The following is a 15,965-nucleotide window of genomic DNA, read 5'->3' as shown; positions in this document are numbered from 1 at the left end:
GCTCCATGAAGCCCGAAATGGGTGTGTTATAGGAAAAAAGGTCGCCATGAAAGCTCCATGAAGCCCGAAATGGGTGTGTTACAGGAAAAAAAGGTCGTCATGAAAGCTATATAAAAGCCCCAAAAGATGTTGCCTCAAGAAAAAACGTGTCATAAAAAAGTTCCCAAAACCAAAAATCCAATCCCCTAGCCTACCTCTATGTCCTTCATTTAAATACGCTATCTTCTATATGCTATGTTCAATCATTAAAAGAATACTTTTCTCAGTAGAGGACAGCCCCGCTACACCATGTATAAATTTGGTTGTCATGGTTTCAGGACATCAAGTATAATATGGATAACTGATCTTGATCGGCTGAACATGCATGGGAGGAAACGTACATTGAAAAAAAGACAGAATGAAAGCATCAAGTTAGCAGCACTCGGAGGAGTCGGAGAACTGGGGAAAAATATGTACTTGGCAGAAGTGGATGAGGATATCTACATAATCGATGCCGGTTTAATGTTCCCTGAAAATGAAATGCTCGGAATCGACATAGTGATACCGGATATTACATATTTAGTACAAAATAAAGAAAGAGTACAGGGAATCTTTTTAACACACGGACATGAGGACCACATAGGGGGCCTCTCTTATGTTTTGGAAAAGGTCAAGGTACCTGTTTACGGGACAAAGCTAACGCTTGCTCTTGCAAAAGCAAAACTGAAAGAACAAGAATACAGAGGAAAAGCTCAGTTTATTGAAATTAATTCAGATTCCAGGATAGAGTTTGGTTCGGCAGATGTTACATTCTTTAAAACAGGACACAGTATTCCGGATAGTGTAGGGGTTGCCATCCATACGTCAGAGGGGGCAATTGTTTATACCGGAGATTTTAAGTTTGATCAGGCAGCAACCACGCTTTATAAGCCTGAAATAGGAAAAATGGCACGTCTGGGAGAGGAAGGGGTCCTATGCCTTCTATCCGATAGCACAGAAGCTGAAAAGCCGGGATATACAAATTCTGAAGCTAAAGTAGCCAGAGAAATGACGGCTGCCTTTTTTGCTGCAAAAGGAAGGGTAATTGCTGCTTCATTCGCTTCCGACCTGATACGGATTCAGCATATTTTTGATGCTGCTATGGAAACCGGAAGAAAGGTGGCAGTGGTCGGAAAAAGCCTGCAAAAAATTTATGATATTGCCCTTCAATTGGGATATTTGCAGGTAGGGGAAGATATGATTATTCCGGTTGCTGATATTGGCAAGTATCATGACAATGAAATCGTTGTTCTTACAACTGGTTCGCAAGGAGAGCCCATTGAAGCTCTGCAAAAAATGGCCAAGCAGTCCCATAGGCAGGTTAATGTTAAACAGGGGGATACTGTTTTGCTGGCTGCGTCACCGCTTCGCGGAACAGAAGTATTTATTTTTAAAACGGTTGATATGCTATATAGAGCAGGTGCTGAAGTCATTCCAGGAAAAGGAACATTTAATACCTCCAGCCATGGAAGCCAGGAAGAACTTAAATTTATGATTAATCTTATGACCCCAAAATTCTTTATCCCGGTGCACGGGGAATATCGCATGCTTAAAGCCCATGCGAGCATTGCGAAAGAGTGCGGATTATCAAGTGAACAAATATTCATTCCTGATAAAGGGGATGTAGCTGAAATAAAGAACGGCAAAATCATTTCTGGCGGAAAAATTCCTTCCGGAAACGTTCTTATTGACGGCATCGGAGTTGGCGATGTAGGAAATATTGTCTTAAGAGACCGGAAGCTCCTTTCACAGGATGGCGTCTTATTAGTCGTGGTCACTCTTAATAAAAAGGAAAAGAAGATCTCTGCAGGCCCTGAAATCATAACAAGAGGGTTTGTATATGTCAGGGAATCAGAGAAGCTTCTTGATGAAGCAGTAAAAATCGTTAAGGAAGCTGTTGAGCAAAACCTTGCCAGAGAATCATTTGACTGGTCCAGCATCAAACAGGATATGCGGGACAGCCTGAACCAATTCCTTTATGAAAAAACAAAACGGAGGCCGATGATCCTTCCCATTCTTATGGAAGGGTAGTGCCATAAATGCAGCTCGGCAGGTGCCGGGCTGTTTTTTTACTTCGTACTCCTTCAATTACCTATTCAGCGCCTGCCCCCTCAAGGTGTCGGTGACGGACAAGGCGCCTGCATTTTTCTTCCCATTCTCTTCAAACAATATAGCGCATGAAAAACTATCCAACGTTCATACTAACAATATATTGCTTGAAGGGAGAAATAAGGATGGAAAACGATATAAAAAATGACCGCACTCAAGGCGGAGAAGGGCAAGAACAGCCGAAAGAAGATAAGCCGTCAGGCCTTATGGAGAAAATTCAGCAGCTTGGCCAAACAAATGTGCCGCAGCTGTCACAGGATTCCAAGGTGCACTGCCTAACGATTGTGGGGCAAGTTGAGGGGCATCTTCAGCTCCCTCCGCAGAATAAAACCACAAAATATGAGCATTTGATTCCTCAAATTGTGGCAATTGAGCAAAACCCTAAAATTGAAGGGCTCCTTGTTATTTTAAATACTGTAGGCGGGGACGTGGAAGCAGGGCTGGCAATTTCTGAAATGCTTGCGTCCTTATCCAAGCCAACAGTCTCCATTGTTCTTGGAGGAGGTCATTCAATTGGAGTGCCAATTGCTGTGTCATGCGATTATTCATTTATAGCAGAAACAGCGACAATGACCATCCATCCGATCAGGCTGACTGGTCTTGTGATTGGGGTTCCTCAAACGTTTGAATATATGGATAAAATGCAAGATCGAGTGATTAATTTTGTAACCAAGCATTCAAATGTTTCTGAACAGAAATTTAAAGATCTGATGTTTGATAAAGGGAACCTAACCAGGGATATTGGCACGAATGTGGTTGGAAAAGATGCCGTGGAATACGGCCTTATTGATGAAGTAGGCGGTGTAGGGCCTGCACTTTCAAAGCTGAATGAGCTGATCGATATGAATAAGAAAAAAGATGAAGTGATTGTACAATGATCTTATATACAATGATGCCGCAGGAACTGATTTACCAAAATGAGAATGATGAATTTGGGAAACAAAAGATTGTCTCTTATGAAGGGATTCCTCTTCTTGTGGAAATGAATACAGGGCAGGAATGCCGTATATTAAGGGTAATGAGCAGCGACCCTGCCCATTATATGGATGATAGGTATACTCCTGGGTCCATGATTACTTTGTCACAGCTAAGCTGATAACACCTTTTAATGATTTATCATAACCTTCCCAAGTGCCATTGTGATATAATAAAAGTAGCTTTAGAAGCAGCCAAAAAATGGCTGCTTCTTCTTTCATAGCCAGCAAGTACGTATTACATAATTGAATTTTGATGATGCTGATAATAAGAACAATGATAAGGTGATAAAATGGCCAAAAAAAAGAGAAGAAAGTCTAAAAAAAATGAAACATTGAAACGAACGATGAAATTTGAATTGATTGCGCTTGTTATGCTGGCGCTTGCTGTTATATCAATGGCTAAGCTGGGTGCTGTCGGCAAAGCAACTGTTCTATTTTTCAGATTTTTTATGGGCGAATGGTACATGCTCAGCTTAATAGGATTAGTCATCTTTGCAGGCTATCTTATGTGGAAGAGGGCACTTCCCTCTTTGTTTCATACCAAATTAATCGGTACATATTTACTTATAGGTTCATTGCTGTTATTGAGCCATGTCACACTATTCCAGCTGCTTTCAAATGGCGGAAAATTTGATGATCCAAGTGTAATAGCCAACACATGGGAGCTTTTTCGCATGGAAGTAAGGGGCGAAACAAGTACTACTGATTTAGGCGGCGGAATGATCGGGGCCATTCTTTTTGCATTATTCTACTATCTATTTGATGAAGCTGGCTCCAAAATCGTTGCTTTTTTACTGATCATAATCGGTTTTGTCCTGATTACAGGCAAAACATTCGGAGATGCCGCCGGTAAAATGATGGCTGCGATTCTAAATTTCTGCAAGAAGCAGTGGACTGGTTTTGTTAATGACATAAAAGAATGGAGTCAAAAGAGCAGAGAAAAGCGTGAAGAAAGGCGTGCGCGAAGAGAAGAGGACCAAGCCCAAGCACAGGAAGAAGAGACAGAGACTGTTATTACTATTAACAATTCTTCAGGAACAGCTGCAGAACCGGTGCCAGAGCCTATTATCTCAAGCTTTGCCGAAAGGGCCTATCAGGAGGAGCCGCAGGCAGCTGAGAGTCCGGAACCTGCACAGGATGCAGCAGACGTTGAGCCTGACGAGGAAAACGCACCTCCGATTACGTTTACAGAGGTGGAGAATAAGGATTACGAACTGCCTCCTATTAGACTGCTAAAATTGCCAAGGCAGACAGATCAAAGCGGTGAGTACGAGTTGATCCATGCCAATGCTGCAAAGCTTGAGAGAACTTTCCAAAGCTTTGGCGTTAAGGCGAGAGTGACGCAGGTCCATCTGGGGCCGGCTGTAACGAAGTATGAAGTGCATCCTGATGTTGGCGTGAAAGTGAGCAAAATCGTCAGCCTAAATGATGACTTGGCCCTTGCGCTTGCAGCAAAAGATATCAGGATAGAAGCTCCTATCCCAGGGAAGTCAGCAATCGGTATTGAGGTTCCAAACTCAGAGGTAGCGATGGTTTCTTTAAGGGAAGTTATCGAATCCAAACAAAATGACAAGCCAGATTCCAAGCTGCTGATCGGTCTTGGGCGTGATATTACAGGTGAAGCAGTACTTGCCGAATTGAATAAAATGCCTCATTTGCTTGTTGCCGGTGCGACAGGGAGCGGTAAGAGTGTCTGTATTAATGGAATTATTACTAGCATCCTGATGAGGGCAAAGCCGCATGAAGTAAAACTAATGATGATTGATCCTAAAATGGTTGAGTTAAATGTATACAATGGGGTCCCTCATTTGCTGGCACCGGTTGTCACAAACCCTAAGAAAGCAGCACAGGCTTTGCAGAAGGTTGTCAGTGAAATGGAAAGACGCTATGAGCTTTTCTCCCATACAGGCACGAGAAATATTGAAGGCTACAATGAGTATGTGAAAAGGCATAATGCCGAGGAGGAAGCCCAGCAGCCCCTGCTTCCATATATTGTCGTTATTGTGGATGAGCTTGCAGACTTGATGATGGTAGCTTCGTCTGATGTTGAGGATGCAATTACCCGCCTTGCGCAAATGGCGCGTGCTGCCGGCATTCATTTGATTATAGCGACTCAGCGTCCTTCTGTAGACGTTATTACAGGTGTGATTAAAGCCAATATTCCTTCAAGGATTGCCTTTGCTGTTTCATCCATGACCGATTCAAGAACGATTTTGGATATGGGCGGAGCGGAAAAGCTCCTGGGAAGAGGAGATATGCTCTTCCTGCCGGTTGGAGCTTCAAAGCCAGTTCGTGTTCAGGGGGCCTTTTTATCAGATGATGAGGTTGAGGAAGTTGTAGATTTTGTCATTGGACAGCAAAAAGCACAATACCAGGAAGAGATGATTCCGGAGGACATCCCTGAAGCTACAGGCGAAGTGGATGATGATTTATATGATGAAGCTGTTGAACTTATTTTGGAAATGCAAACAGCTTCTGTCTCTATGCTTCAGAGGAGATTTAGAATTGGCTATACCAGAGCTGCCAGGCTGATCGATGAAATGGAAGCCAGAGGCATAGTAGGGCCATATGAAGGAAGCAAGCCCCGTGCAGTGCTGCAGGGCAAACCTTCTGAGGAAGCAAGTTCTTAATGACTTTGGCAAAGTTGATTGGAATGGAAATCAATAGGATTTTATATATGAATCAGAGTAACATAATTTTAAGATGGCCGTCTTTGGACGGCCATTTTTCTTTATGATGATGAGATTTTTACCAGTTTAGCGGGTTTAAAAAAACAGGACCGAAAAAGTATGCCATACTATTAAAATCGCTTACATAAATTGAAAGAGGTATGGTACTTCCATCCCACAGAAAGCAAGCGGTGCTAAAAACAGGTTTTTTGGCAAAATAAATCAATGTAATCGTTTTCGATTGAGTATTATACCAGAAAAAAAGAATTGATAGGCAAGGGAATTGCAACAATATTTTTGTTTTCACCTTTTTTCGACAAATTCATGAAATTCTATTTCTTTATTGGGTAAAAAGTGTTATAGTATTTTCGATTAGTAGGAATGATTGAACATCAGAGGTCTGATGTCTTTTGAGAACTTAAGTTGGAGGAACCTGCATGTCTATTAAGTCAGATAACCGGCATTTATATTTGCAAGTCATCGATCGATTAAAGCAAGATATTGAAGATGGGGTTTATAAAGAAAAAGAAAAGCTTCCATCCGAATTTGATCTTGCAAAGCAGCTTGGTGTCAGCAGAGCTACACTAAGGGAGGCGCTGCGCATTCTTGAAGAAGAAAATGTGATTATCCGCCGCCACGGGGTAGGGACATTTGTAAATGCAAAGCCGCTGTTTACATCAGGCATTGAACAGCTTAATAGCGTGACGAATATGATTTTGCAGGCTGGCATGAAGCCGGGAACCATTTTCTTAAGCTCAGTGGCAATAGGACCGACTGAAGATGATATCCGCCGTTTTTCATGCTCACCAGACCAGGAAATTGCTGTGATTGAAAGGGTTAGAACGGCCAATGGTGAACCGGTTGTATATTGTGTGGACAAAGTTCCAGAGAATATTCTTCCAGATACTTTTTCGCATGAACAAGAATCAATTTTCAACATGCTGGAAGAGGAAGCCAACCGGAAAATTACATACGCCGTAGCCCAAATCGAGCCAATTGGCTATCATGAGAAAATTTCCCCGATTCTGGAATGTGATCCCGAAACTGCCTTGCTAGTTCTAAAGCAGATGCATTTCGATGAAGCGGATAATCCGATTCTTTATTCGGTCAATTATTTCAGAGCTGATAAGTTCAGTTTCCATGTTCTCAGAAAACGGATTTAATTAAATGTTTTTGTGAGCATGAAAATGAAATTTTCATTCCGCTAATGCAAAAACAATTTCTTAGGGGGTACCAACCTTGAAAAAGCGTAAATTTGGATTGGCGCTATCATTAGTACTTGCAGCTGGAACACTTTTAGGTGCTTGCGGCAAAAGTGAAGAAAATGGCGGAGGAGCAGCTGGCGAAGACGAAAAAGAAAAAGCATTCTCTGTAGCAATGGTAACTGATGTAGGCGGTGTAGATGATAAATCATTTAACCAATCTGCCTGGGAAGGTTTACAGGCATTTGGTGAAGAAAATGGACTTGAAAAAGGGAAGGGCGGATTTGACTACTTGCAATCACAGTCTGACGCTGACTACTCAACTAACCTTAATACTCTAGCACGCCAAGATTTCGATCTGGTATTCGGTATCGGATTCTTGATGGAAGGTGCAATTGATGAAATTGCCCAGCAGCAAAAGGATTCTCACTTTGGTATCGTGGATGCTGTTGTTGATCAGCCAAACGTAGCAAGCATCATGTTCAAAGAACAAGAAGCAGCATTCCTTGCAGGTGTTGCTGCAGCAAAAGCTACTAAAGCCAATAAAATCGGTTTCATCGGCGGTATGGAAATCCCGGTTATTGAGCGTTTTGAATCTGGATTCCTTGCTGGTGTTCAAGCGGTAAATCCTGATATTAAAGTTGAAGTTCAATACGCTGGTGCATTTGATAAAGCTGAACTTGGACAAACAATTGCTTCCAAAATGTACTCTTCTGGCGTTGACGTGATCTTCCACGCTGCTGGCGGAACTGGTAACGGCCTATTCAAAGAAGCTCGTGACCTTAAGAAGAAAGACCCATCAAGAGAAATCTGGGCAATTGGTGTTGATTCCGATCAGACTGCTGAAGGTGTAGTTGAAATCGACGGAAAAGAGCATAATGTCATCATCACTTCTGCTCTTAAGCGCGTTGACAATGCTGTTAAGGACCTTTCTACAAAAGCAAAAGAAGGCAATTTCCCTGGCGGAGAAACAACTACTTACGGCTTGGCTGAAGATGGAGTAGGCCTTGCTCCAATCAACGATGAAGTATCCACTAAAGCAGACATCGAAGCTGCTGTTAAAGAATGGCAAGAAAAGATCAAGAACGGTGAATTAACTGTTCCATCTACTAAAGATGAGTTAGCTTCATTCTCAGCTGAATAATAGAAAAGCGGAAAGCGCCTGCTTATCGGTTTAAGGCCTCGAGCAGATGGTGCCTGGAGCTAGACACAATGTCGCTGCAGGAAGCGATATTGCATTCTTATATACTTTGGAAGGAATAAGCAGGTTGCACTGCGGCCTCTTATTCCTTTTTTAGAGGTTAAAAGTTTAATTGAAATGCAGAACGGTTTCTGCTTTTCACTTAGAGTTTTAATGCTTTAGTCATGATTTCTAATATATTCTTTGTTAAATAGATAAGCTTGGCTGTCAGCCAGGTTTTTCTAAGAATTTCCAAGGTCTGACCTCTTACTACTAATGATTTCCTTTTTATTTTGAGCAAGGAGTGAAACAAATGGATTATGTTATTGAAATGCTCAACATTCGCAAAGAGTTCCCTGGGATTGTAGCAAATGACAATATCACGCTTCAGCTGAAACCAGGTGAAATCCATGCATTGCTTGGAGAAAACGGTGCGGGCAAATCAACACTTATGAATGTCCTTTTTGGCTTATACCAGCCGGAAAAGGGTGAAATAAAGGTGAAAGGCAAACCGGTGCGCATTACAGATCCAAATGTGGCAAACGATTTAGGCATCGGGATGGTCCATCAGCATTTTATGCTAGTAGACCGCTTTACTGTCACAGAAAATATCATTCTAGGAAAAGAAACAACTAAAGGCGGAAAAATAGATATTAAAAAGGCCGAAAATGAAGTTAGAGAGATTTCAGAGAGATACGGCCTTGCTGTAGATCCACAGGCAAAAATTTCAGATATTTCTGTAGGTATGCAGCAGAGGGTAGAGATTCTCAAGACCTTATACCGAGGAGCAGAGATTCTAATTTTCGATGAGCCTACAGCTGTTCTGACACCCCAGGAAATTAAGGAACTTATCCAGATAATGAAAACCCTTATTAAAGAAGGGAAGTCCATAATCCTTATCACTCATAAATTGAAAGAAATTATGGAAGTGTGTGACCGGGTAACGGTTATCCGCAAAGGTGTCGGGATCGGGACAGTCAATGTCAGCGAGACTAATCCAAATGAGCTTGCGAGCTTAATGGTAGGCAGGGAAGTTACATTTAAAACTGATAAAACGGAATCCAAACCGCAGCAGAATGTATTGGATATCAAGGGTTTAAAAGTAAAAGACTCCCGCGGACTCGGTGTCATTAATAACTTAAGCCTGCAAGTAAGAGCAGGAGAGATTGTTGGCATCGCTGGTGTTGACGGCAACGGACAGACGGAATTAATCGAAGCTATTACAGGGCTGAGAAAGTCTGAAAGCGGTTCAATCAAGTTGAACGGCAAAGAAATCATGAATTTGGTTCCGCGAAAAGTTACGGAATCCGGAGTAGGCCATATTCCTCAGGACCGCCATAAGCATGGGCTTGTCCTTGATTTTCCGATTGGGGAAAATATGGTTCTTCAAACCTATTACAAATCTCCTTTCTCAAAGAGCGGCGTCCTGAATTTTAAAGAAATCTACAGAAAAGCTAAGACGCTAATCAAGGAATTTGATGTGAGAACACCCAGCGAATATACGCTAGCGAGAGCGCTGTCTGGCGGTAACCAGCAAAAAGCAATCATCGGACGTGAAATTGACCGTGACCCAGATTTGCTCATTGCCGCTCAGCCGACACGAGGGTTGGATGTCGGGGCTATTGAATATATTCATAAGCGCCTGATTGAACAGCGTGACAATGGGAAAGCTGTTCTGCTTATTTCATTCGAATTGGATGAAATTATGAATGTCAGCGATAGAATTGCAGTTATTTATGAGGGTGAAATTGTAGCAGTAGTGAATCCGAAAGAAACAACTGAACAAGAATTAGGTTTATTGATGGCCGGTTCTAAACGGAAGGAAGCGGGAGGCGAAAACCATGTCTAATCGCATGAAAAATATACTCGTACCTCTAGTTGCCGTTCTGCTCGGCGTACTCGTCGGTACCATCATCATGATTGCAACAGGGTATAATGCTGGATCAGCATTTACTGCCCTTTGGAACGGTGCATTTGGTGAAATCTACTATACTGGTGAAGTGATAAGGCAGGTTACTCCATATATTTTAGCCGGGCTGGCTGTTGCATTTGCATTCCGGACAGGACTATTTAACATTGGGGTTGAAGGACAGCTGATCGTAGGGTGGCTAGCAGCCGTTTGGGTTGGTGTTGCTTTTGATCTTCCAAAGGCTATTCATCTCCCGCTTGCAGTCCTGGCAGCGGCCGCAGCAGGTGCTTTTTGGGCATTTATCCCTGGCTTGCTGAAAGCGAAGTTCAAGGTCCATGAGGTAATCGTTACCATCATGATGAACTATGTTGCGTTGCATGTAACGAACTACATTATCCGTACAGTTCTTTCAGAAAAGAGCGACCGTACAGAAATGATTGCAGACTCATCATCTTTGCGTTCACCTTTTCTTGAGGGATTAACGGATTACTCACGTCTCCACTGGGGAATATTAGTTGCCTTAGCTTGTGTATTTTTGATGTGGTTCCTATTAGAAAAAACTTCAAAGGGATACGAATTGCGTGCAGTTGGCTTCAACCAGCATGCTTCCGAATATGCAGGGATGAACGTAAGCCAAAACATCATACTTTCTATGGTTATTTCAGGCGCCTTTGCAGGACTTGCAGGAGCTATGGAAGGGCTGGGGACATTTGGTTACGCAGCAATTAAAGGCGGATTCACGGGGGTTGGATTTGACGGGATCGCCGTTGCGCTTCTTGGCGGAAATGGGCCAATTGGCATCATTTTTGCAGCATTGCTGTTTGGAAGCTTAAAAGTCGGGGCATTGAATATGCCTCTTGAAGCAGGAGTTCCGAACGAATTGGTTGATATAATTATTGCTCTTATCGTTTTCTTCGTAGCTGCGAGCTACATGATTCGCATCTTTATTGACCGTATCAGCAAAAAGGGGGTGAAGTAAGTGGGCTTAATGGAAATTTTATTAATTGTCATCCCTTCAACATTACTTTGGGCAGCTCCGCTTATTTTCACTGGATTGGGCGGAAACTTTTCGGAAAGCTCTGGTGTAGTTAATATCGGTTTGGAAGGCTTGATGGTTATTGGAGCTTTCACCGCTATTGTTTTTAACCTTACATTTGTAGATGTACTTGGAAGCTGGACGCCTTGGATTGCCCTTCTTGCTGCGATGGCTGTAGGGGCACTGCTGTCCATCTTGCACGCGGTTGCGTCCATTACATTCAGAGCAGACCAGGTAGTATCAGGGGTTGCCATTAACCTCCTTGCAATTGGAGCTGCCCTATTCCTGGTTAAGTTCATTTATGGAAAAGGCCAGACAGATATTATTCAAAAAGGTTTCAGCAAAATTGATATTCCGTATTTAAGCGATATTCCGGTTATCGGTAAGCTTTTATTCTCAAACACGTATTATACATCGTTTGTAGCGCTTGCAGTTGCATTCATTGCCTGGTTTGTAATGTTTAAGACTCCATTCGGCCTTAGATTGCGTGCGGTGGGTGAACACCCAATGGCTGCGGATACAATGGGGATCAATGTTACAAGAATGCGATATATCGGTGTTCTTATTTCCGGTGCACTTGCAGGAATTGGAGGGGGAGTATATGCACAATCCATCTCTTCAGATTTCGGGCATGCTACAATCAGCGGACAAGGTTTTATGGCGCTGGCGGCATTGATTTTCGGTAAATGGCATCCGCTTGGAGTTATGGGGGCCGCATTATTCTTCGGATTTGCGCAGAGCTTAAGCATCATCGGTTCAAGTCTGCCATTCCTTGAGAACATTCCAAATGTGTATCTTCTTATTGCGCCGTATGTACTGACCATCCTTGCGTTAACAGGATTCATTGGACGTGCCGATGCTCCAAAGGCTTCAGGTACTCCGTATATTAAAGGAAAACGATAAACTAAAAGGGCCTCATTTCTTTGGAAATGGGGCTTTTTTATGAAGCTCTTTCTCATAAATTGTTATTTTTATTAATAGGCTCTGTTAAACTTGCCTGTTGATTTCCGCTCCAGGACGTTGGAAAAGCATCCCTGAATAAACACCTCGCCGCAGGAAAATGCGAATGCATTTTCGAGGATCAAGTGCCTTCGCTGCAATCAATTCAGTTGGAAACCTTGGTTGGCCGTAAAAAAGCAACAAACTTTACGAACAGCCTTTATAAATGGAGGGGGAAATCCCTTTCGAATGGGGTTTTTTTTGTGTACTTCCTAAATATAAGGCTTCCAGTATAACCAATAACTTGAAATAATGAAATAGGGCAAGTTATAGTAAGAATATGATTTAAAACAAAGGAGATTATAGAAATTAGCACCAAAATGTTTACATAGTGATTAGGACGTACTTTCACCGCAGTAGTATTGACAGCTATGGACTTTTCAATATATCGACAGGAGGAAACCAAATGGATATAATTTCTGAATCGGTAAAAGCAATGAACGGCTATAATCTGCATGTTGTAAAAACAGAAAAATATAAAACCAATACTTTAGTCTGGAAAATGAAAGCTCCGCTTAATAAGGAAACAGTAACGCTCAGATCGCTTTTGCCGCATGTCCTGCAAAGCAACAGCCAAGCTTACCCGACTACTGGCAAGCTTCGTTCTTATCTAGATGAGTTGTATGGCGCAACCCTGTTTGTGGACCTTGCCAAGAAAGGGGAATACCATGTCATTACGATTTCGGTTGAAATTGCAAATGAGAAATTTCTTTCTGACAATACGCCCCTTTTGAAAAAGGCATTTCAATTTTTATCTGACATCTTAACCAGGCCAAATGTGCAGGGAAATGCTTTTGATAAAGAAACGGTAGAGAAGGAAAAAAGAACTCTCAAACAGCGAATTCAATCTGTCTATGATGATAAAATGCGCTATTCCAATTTCAGGCTGGTACAGGAAATGTGCAAGGGAGAGCCTTATGAATTGCATGTTCATGGAAGCAAAGAAGATGTTGATCAGATCACCCCTGAACGTTTGTATCAATATTATCAGCATGCACTTTCACAGGATGAACTCGATTTGTATATAATAGGCGATGTGAATGAAGCCGATGCAGAATCCTATGCGGGTGAACTTTTATCATTTGATGAAAGGACCCCTCAGTCATCCGCTTCTATATCAGGAAATAGCAAAGATGGTGTAAACGAGGTCAGAGAAGAGCAGGATGTTAAACAAGGGAAATTAAATATTGGCTATCGTACGAATGTGGTGTACGGTGATTCTGATTACTATGCCCTGCAGGTTTTTAACGGGATTTTCGGAGGGTTTTCACATTCCAAGCTGTTCTTGAATGTCCGTGAAAAAGCAAGCCTGGCGTATTATGTAGCTAGCCGGCTTGAAAGCCATAAAGGCTTAATGATGGTTATGTCCGGGATTGATAATAAAAATTATGACCAGGCTGTGACGATAATTAAAGAACAGCTGGAAGCAATGAAAAACGGTGATTTTACTGAACAAGAAATTGAACAGACCAAAGCCGTTATTAAAAATCAGCTCCTTGAAACTGTCGATACTGCCCGGGGAATTGTTGAAGTATTATATCATAATGTCGTATCCGGAAAAGACATAACCCTTCAAACTTGGATGGAAGAAATGGATAAAGTGACGAGTGAAGAAATTGCTGAAGTTGCCAAAAAGGTCAGCTTAGATACAGTGTATTTCCTAACAGGAAAGGAGGCGGGCAAGTAATGGAAAAAATCACTTTTGATCAGCTGCAGGAAGAAATGTACTATGAAAAGCTGGGCAATGGGCTGGATGTATATATTCTGCCGAAAAAAGGATTCAACAAGACCTATGCCACTTTTACAACGAAATATGGTTCAATTGATAACCATTTCTTGCCGCCGGGAAAAGAGGAATTTGTCAAGGTTCCTGATGGCATCGCGCACTTTTTGGAGCATAAGCTTTTTGAAAAGGAAGATGGGGATGTGTTTCAGCAGTTCAGCAAGCAAGGTGCATCCGCCAATGCCTTTACCTCATTTACGAGAACAGCATACTTATTCTCCAGTACATCGAATGTGGAACAGAATCTTGATACCTTGCTCGATTTTGTCCAGGAGCCTTACTTTACAGAAAAGACGGTTGAGAAAGAAAAGGGGATCATTGGCCAGGAAATCACCATGTATGATGATAATCCGGATTGGCGCTTATATTTTGGCTTAATTGAAAATATGTATAAGAACCACCCGGTGAAAATCGACATTGCGGGCACGATTGAATCGATTTCGCATATCACAAAGGATATGCTGTACGAATGCTATGAAACCTTCTATCATCCAAGCAACATGCTCTTGTTCATAGTCGGCCCGGTTGATCCGGAGCAAACCATGAAATTGGTGAAGGACAACCAGAACAAGAAGGAATACAAGGAACAGCCTGAGATAAAACGCCAGTTTGATGAAGAGCCAATGGAAGCGGCTGAGAAAAAGAAAATTCTGGAGATGAATGTCCAGACCTCCAAATGCCTTGTTGGAGTCAAAAGCAAAAACGTAAATCAAACAGGCAGGGAAATGCTGAAGAATGAGCTAAGTGTTAATGTTTTGCTGGATATCCTGTTTGGCAAAAGCTCCGACCATTATAGCTCCCTTTATAATGAAGGTTTGATTGATGATACCTTCTCTTATGATTATACCCAGGAGCAAGGCTTTGGCTTTGCTATGGTGGGCGGAGATACAAATGATCCAGACCGCCTGGCGGAAGTTCTGCAAAACATGCTCTTGGAGGCCAAAGAAAAAGGGGCTATCTCCCAGGAAACGCTGGACCGGACAAAAAAGAAAAAAATTGGTGCATTTCTTCGCTCTGTTAATTCACCTGAATATATTGCCAACCAATTTACAAGATATGCTTTTAATGAAATGGACTTATTTGATGTAGTCCCTACACTTGAAAGCATTACACTTGATGATGTGGAAAACGCAGCCGGGAATTTAATAAGCGAAGACCGTTTTACAGTTTGCCAGGTTGTGCCTAAGAAATAGTTATGCTGCAGCAGAGCGCCGATTTTGGCGCTTTGCTTTTTATTGGCAGCATAAGTGACGGAGTGTGTGGAATGAAGAAATTTGCTTTAGTAACAGGAGCCAGCGGAGGAATAGGCCAAGCAATTAGCCTTAAGCTGGCAGAGGAAGGCTATTCGTTATATCTGCATTACAATCAGAACCGGCAGGCGGTTGATAAGCTTCTGGAGAGTCTGGTGGAGTTTGGCGGCGAATACATGCCGATACAGGCAAACTTAGCTGAAAAAGAGGGCTATAAAAAAGTTGCGGAACATATCTTTTCGCTTGACGCCATCGTCCATAATAGCGGGTCACCCCAATATGGCCTGCTTACGGAACTTACGGAAAATGAAACAGAAACACTGATGAATCTTCATGTAACGGCGCCTCTTCTGCTGACAAAAGAGCTCCTCCCCAAGCTCCTCTCGAAGGGCTGCGGAAATATTGTGGTCATATCATCCATTTGGGGCCAGACGGGCGCTGCATGCGAAGTGGCTTATTCAACAGCCAAAGGCGCCCAAATCGCCTTTGTAAAAGCTTTGGGCAAAGAAGTGGCCCTGAATGGCATAAGAGTCAATGCGGTTGCCCCTGGAGCGGTTCAGACTGCCATGCTCAATGATTTCACGGAAGAAGAACTTGAAGCAGTCAAATGTGAAATCCCAATGGGCAGGCTTGCTCTGCCTGATGACATCGCCAACTCCGTTTCTTTTCTGTTATCAGACAAAGCCGCCTATATTACGGGCCAGGTCCTCGCCGTTAATGGGGGATGGTACACATAGGGTACAAGGCACTTATACATATATAGGTGCTTGGTGCTATTGTTCAAGGAAGTGTCACATATTTTTTGTCTTAAGGATATTTGTACATGCATATTT

Annotated in this window: 12 protein-coding genes; all 12 read left to right on the top strand. The window is 42.4% G+C overall.

All coding sequences use genetic code 11. The annotated features are described in order from the left end of the window. Window positions 1–381 precede the first annotated feature (381 nt). Entirely contained in the window at window positions 382–2,049 is a 1,668-nt protein-coding gene (locus L634_RS0129625; protein WP_026585479.1) for a ribonuclease J, read from the top strand. Between the two features lie 203 nt (window positions 2,050–2,252). After that, window positions 2,253–3,005: a ClpP family protease gene (locus tag L634_RS0129620; RefSeq protein ID WP_026585478.1), complete on the top strand. Its 753-nt coding sequence runs from the start codon at window positions 2,253–2,255 to the stop codon at window positions 3,003–3,005. Then, complete coding sequence (locus tag L634_RS0129615) at window positions 3,002–3,223, top strand: YlzJ-like family protein (protein WP_026585477.1); 222 nt, start codon at window positions 3,002–3,004, stop codon at window positions 3,221–3,223. The genes L634_RS0129620 and L634_RS0129615 overlap by 4 nt, the downstream gene beginning before the upstream one ends. Window positions 3,224–3,394: 171 nt before the next feature. Beyond that, window positions 3,395–5,734, top strand: coding sequence for a DNA translocase FtsK (locus L634_RS0129610; RefSeq protein ID WP_026585476.1), 2,340 nt, complete (start codon window positions 3,395–3,397; stop codon window positions 5,732–5,734). 476 nt (window positions 5,735–6,210) lie between these two features. Continuing rightward, the gene (locus tag L634_RS0129600; RefSeq protein ID WP_026585475.1) at window positions 6,211–6,936 is read left to right on the top strand and encodes a GntR family transcriptional regulator; all 726 of its coding nucleotides are present in this window, start codon (window positions 6,211–6,213) and stop codon (window positions 6,934–6,936) included. 76 nt (window positions 6,937–7,012) lie between these two features. Further along, on the top strand, window positions 7,013–8,119 hold the full coding sequence (locus L634_RS0129595) for a BMP family lipoprotein (RefSeq protein ID WP_026585474.1): 1,107 nt from the start codon (window positions 7,013–7,015) through the stop codon (window positions 8,117–8,119). Window positions 8,120–8,468: 349 nt separating this feature from the next. Further along, window positions 8,469–10,004 carry an ABC transporter ATP-binding protein gene (locus L634_RS0129585; protein WP_026585473.1) on the top strand — a complete coding sequence of 512 codons (1,536 nt, stop codon included), beginning with the start codon at window positions 8,469–8,471 and terminating at the stop codon, window positions 10,002–10,004. Beyond that, window positions 9,997–11,043, top strand: coding sequence for an ABC transporter permease (locus L634_RS0129580; protein WP_026585472.1), 1,047 nt, complete (start codon window positions 9,997–9,999; stop codon window positions 11,041–11,043). Before L634_RS0129585 ends, L634_RS0129580 begins: the two co-directional genes overlap by 8 nt. A 9-nt stretch (window positions 11,044–11,052) precedes the next feature. Then, window positions 11,053–12,003, top strand: a complete 951-nt coding sequence (locus tag L634_RS0129575; RefSeq protein ID WP_442852727.1) for an ABC transporter permease — start codon at window positions 11,053–11,055, stop codon at window positions 12,001–12,003. 502 nt (window positions 12,004–12,505) lie between these two features. After that, window positions 12,506–13,786: an EF-P 5-aminopentanol modification-associated protein YfmF gene (gene yfmF / locus L634_RS0129570; protein WP_026585470.1), complete on the top strand. Its 1,281-nt coding sequence runs from the start codon at window positions 12,506–12,508 to the stop codon at window positions 13,784–13,786. Further along, window positions 13,786–15,075, top strand: a complete 1,290-nt coding sequence (gene yfmH / locus L634_RS0129565; RefSeq protein ID WP_026585469.1) for an EF-P 5-aminopentanol modification-associated protein YfmH — start codon at window positions 13,786–13,788, stop codon at window positions 15,073–15,075. The genes yfmF and yfmH overlap by 1 nt, the downstream gene beginning before the upstream one ends. Window positions 15,076–15,146: 71 nt before the next feature. Continuing rightward, a complete protein-coding gene (gene ymfI, locus L634_RS0129560; protein ID WP_026585468.1) occupies window positions 15,147–15,869 on the top strand; it encodes an elongation factor P 5-aminopentanone reductase in 723 nt (240 codons plus the stop codon). Window positions 15,870–15,965 lie beyond the last annotated feature (96 nt).

Source organism: Bacillus sp. J33, assembly GCF_000518885.1.
Taxonomy (GTDB): Bacteria; Bacillota; Bacilli; order Bacillales; family Cytobacillaceae; genus Cytobacillus.
This window is presented reverse-complemented; position numbering and strand designations above follow the sequence as displayed.

What these genes read in the sequence shown, in the direction of transcription:
- L634_RS0129620 (WP_026585478.1), top strand. Translation starts at nt 2,253, where the DNA reads ATGGAAAACGATATAAAAAATGACCGCACTCAAGGCGGAGAAGGGCAA.
- L634_RS0129615 (WP_026585477.1), top strand. Translation starts at nt 3,002, where the DNA reads ATGATCTTATATACAATGATGCCGCAGGAACTGATTTACCAAAATGAG.
- L634_RS0129610 (WP_026585476.1), top strand. Translation starts at nt 3,395, where the DNA reads ATGGCCAAAAAAAAGAGAAGAAAGTCTAAAAAAAATGAAACATTGAAA.
- L634_RS0129600 (WP_026585475.1), top strand. Translation starts at nt 6,211, where the DNA reads ATGTCTATTAAGTCAGATAACCGGCATTTATATTTGCAAGTCATCGAT.
- L634_RS0129585 (WP_026585473.1), top strand. Translation starts at nt 8,469, where the DNA reads ATGGATTATGTTATTGAAATGCTCAACATTCGCAAAGAGTTCCCTGGG.
- L634_RS0129580 (WP_026585472.1), top strand. Translation starts at nt 9,997, where the DNA reads ATGTCTAATCGCATGAAAAATATACTCGTACCTCTAGTTGCCGTTCTG.
- L634_RS0129575 (WP_442852727.1), top strand. Translation starts at nt 11,053, where the DNA reads ATGGAAATTTTATTAATTGTCATCCCTTCAACATTACTTTGGGCAGCT.
- yfmF (WP_026585470.1), top strand. Translation starts at nt 12,506, where the DNA reads ATGGATATAATTTCTGAATCGGTAAAAGCAATGAACGGCTATAATCTG.
- yfmH (WP_026585469.1), top strand. Translation starts at nt 13,786, where the DNA reads ATGGAAAAAATCACTTTTGATCAGCTGCAGGAAGAAATGTACTATGAA.
- ymfI (WP_026585468.1), top strand. Translation starts at nt 15,147, where the DNA reads ATGAAGAAATTTGCTTTAGTAACAGGAGCCAGCGGAGGAATAGGCCAA.